Here is a 2318-nt window from a genome sequence, read left to right on the forward strand (position 1 = left end):
GTGTCTTCGCTGCGCGCGGCCGCGCGTCATCACGAGGTGGTGGCTGTCTATACCCAGCCCGATCGCCCTGCCGGTCGCGGCCGTGGTCTGGCGCCTTCGCCGGTCAAGCTGGAAGCGGTCGCCCGTGGCATCCCCGTGTACCAGCCGGAAACGCTGAAGGACGAAGTGGCCCAGCAGCAGCTGCGTGACCTGCAGCCGGACCTGATGGTGGTGGYGGCCTATGGCCTGATCCTGCCCAAGGCGGTGCTGACCATTCCGACCCACGGTTGCTGGAACGTGCATGGTTCGCTGCTGCCGCGCTGGCGCGGCGCCGCACCGATCCAGCGCGCCATCCAGGCCGGTGACAGCAAGACCGGCGTCTGCCTGATGCAGATGGAAGCCGGCCTGGATACGGGCCCGGTGCTGCTGCACCAGGAGCTGCCGATCGCCGCTACCGATACCGGTGGCCAGCTGCACGACAAGCTGGCCGAGCTCGGCGCGCAGGTGCTGTCCGATGGGCTGGGCCTGCTGCGCGCCGGCATCAAGCCGATCGCACGGCCGCAGCCGGAGCAGGGCGTGACATACGCGCACAAGCTGGACAAAGCCGAGGCAAAACTGGACTGGGCGCAGGACGCAGAAGCGCTGGCGCGCACGGTGCGTGCATTCAATCCGTGGCCGATTGCCGAGGCACTGCTGGCCGGTGAGCGCGTGCGCATCCACGGCGCGGTGGCGCTGGATGTGACGCATGGCCAGGCGCCGGGCACGGTGCTGGCCGCGGGCCGCGAGGGCATCGACATCGCCTGCGGGCAGGGCGCGTTGCGCCTGCGCGTGCTGCAGCGCGAAGGCGGCAAGGCAATCACCGCTGCCGACTACCTCAATGCGCGCCGTGATCTGCGCGTGGGGGTTTGACGGGTGAGCAAGGCAAACGATTTTTCCATCGCCAAGGCGGCGCCGGGCGCGGCCACCCGCATGCTGGCTGCGCGCGTGCTGGCGCAGGTGTTCACCCGCGGTCGTTCGCTCAAGGCGGAACTGGCCTGGGCGCTGCCGAAGCTGTCCGACACCCGCGACCGCGCGCTGCTTGAAGCGTTGTGCTTTGCGGTGCTGCGCCGTCGCAGCACCTATGACGCCGCCCTGCAGGGATGGATGCAGAAGCCGCTGTCCGCACGCGATGCCGACCTGCGCACGTTGCTGATGGTGGGCTTCGCCCAGCTGGATGTGCTGGAACTGCCTGCCCATGCGGCCCTGTCGGCGACGGTCGATGCTGCACGCGCACTTGGCCGCGAACGCCAGGCTGGCCTGGTCAATGCGATCCTGCGACGGGCCCAGCGCGAAGGCTTCCCCGAACAACCGGCGCGCGACGCATTTCCGGCATGGCTGGCCGAGGCCGTCGAGCACGACTGGCCGGCACAGGCCGAGGCGATCTTCGCCGCCAGCCTGCAGCCAGCGCCGCTGTGGCTGCGTGCCAACCGCCAGCAGGGCGGGCGCGACAAGATGATGGCGGCCCTGGCCGAGGTGGGCATTGCCGCCGAAGCCAGCGCGCTGAGCGCCGATGCGCTGCGACTGGCCGTGCCGGTTCCGGTGAACCAGCTGCCCGGTTTCGGCGAAGGCCTGCTGTCGGTGCAGGATCTGTCGGCGCAGTGTGCAGCCGACGCGCTGGCGCCGCCGGCAGGCAGCCGCGTGCTCGACGCCTGTGCCGCCCCGGGCGGCAAGTCGGCGCACCTGCTCGAGCGTGACCCCAGCCTGCAATTGCTGGCGCTGGATATCGATGCCCGTCGTCTGGCGCGCGCAAGGGATACGTTCGCCCGCACCGGTGTGGGCGAAGGCGCGCAGGTGCAGGTGGCCGATGCCAGCGATCCGGGGGCATGGTGGGACGGCGTTCCGTTCGACGCGATCCTGCTGGACGCACCGTGCTCGGCCACCGGCGTCATCCGCCGGCAGCCGGACGTGATGTTCCATCGCCGTGCGGAAGACATCGATGCGCTGGTCGGCATCCAGGCCCGCCTGCTGGAAGCCTGCTGGTCGATGCTGCGCCCCGGTGGTGTGTTGCTGTATGCCACCTGCTCGATCCTGCGCGCGGAAAACGTCGATCAGGTAAAGGGCTTCCYGAAATGGCACGCGGATGCGGAAGCGGTCGCGCTGGATGACGCATTTGGTCTGGATTGTGACGGTATTGCTCGCCAGCGCCTGCCCGGTGAAAACGATGCTGACGGATTTTTCTACGCGCGTCTGCTAAAAAAGGGCTGACCCAACCGCTGTCCGAGCCCCCATGCTGAAAACCCGTGCGTCACGCCAGACGTGGCTGTTCGTTGTGATGGCCCTGTTGGTGTTGGGTGCCGGGC

At 69.0% G+C, this 2318-nt stretch carries 2 protein-coding genes; both read left to right on the forward strand.

What is annotated here, in order from left to right; genetic code table 11:
- On the forward strand, positions 1 to 888 hold an 888-nt coding region (gene fmt / locus AC1VAN_RS18950), incomplete at its 5' end, for a methionyl-tRNA formyltransferase (protein WP_480986455.1).
- Positions 889 to 891: 3 nt separating this feature from the next.
- Positions 892 to 2223, forward strand: coding sequence for a 16S rRNA (cytosine(967)-C(5))-methyltransferase RsmB (gene rsmB / locus AC1VAN_RS18955; protein ID WP_480986456.1), 1332 nt, complete (start codon positions 892 to 894; stop codon positions 2221 to 2223).
- Positions 2224 to 2318 lie beyond the last annotated feature (95 nt).

This window comes from Stenotrophomonas sp. 05L44_2, from assembly GCF_056665995.1.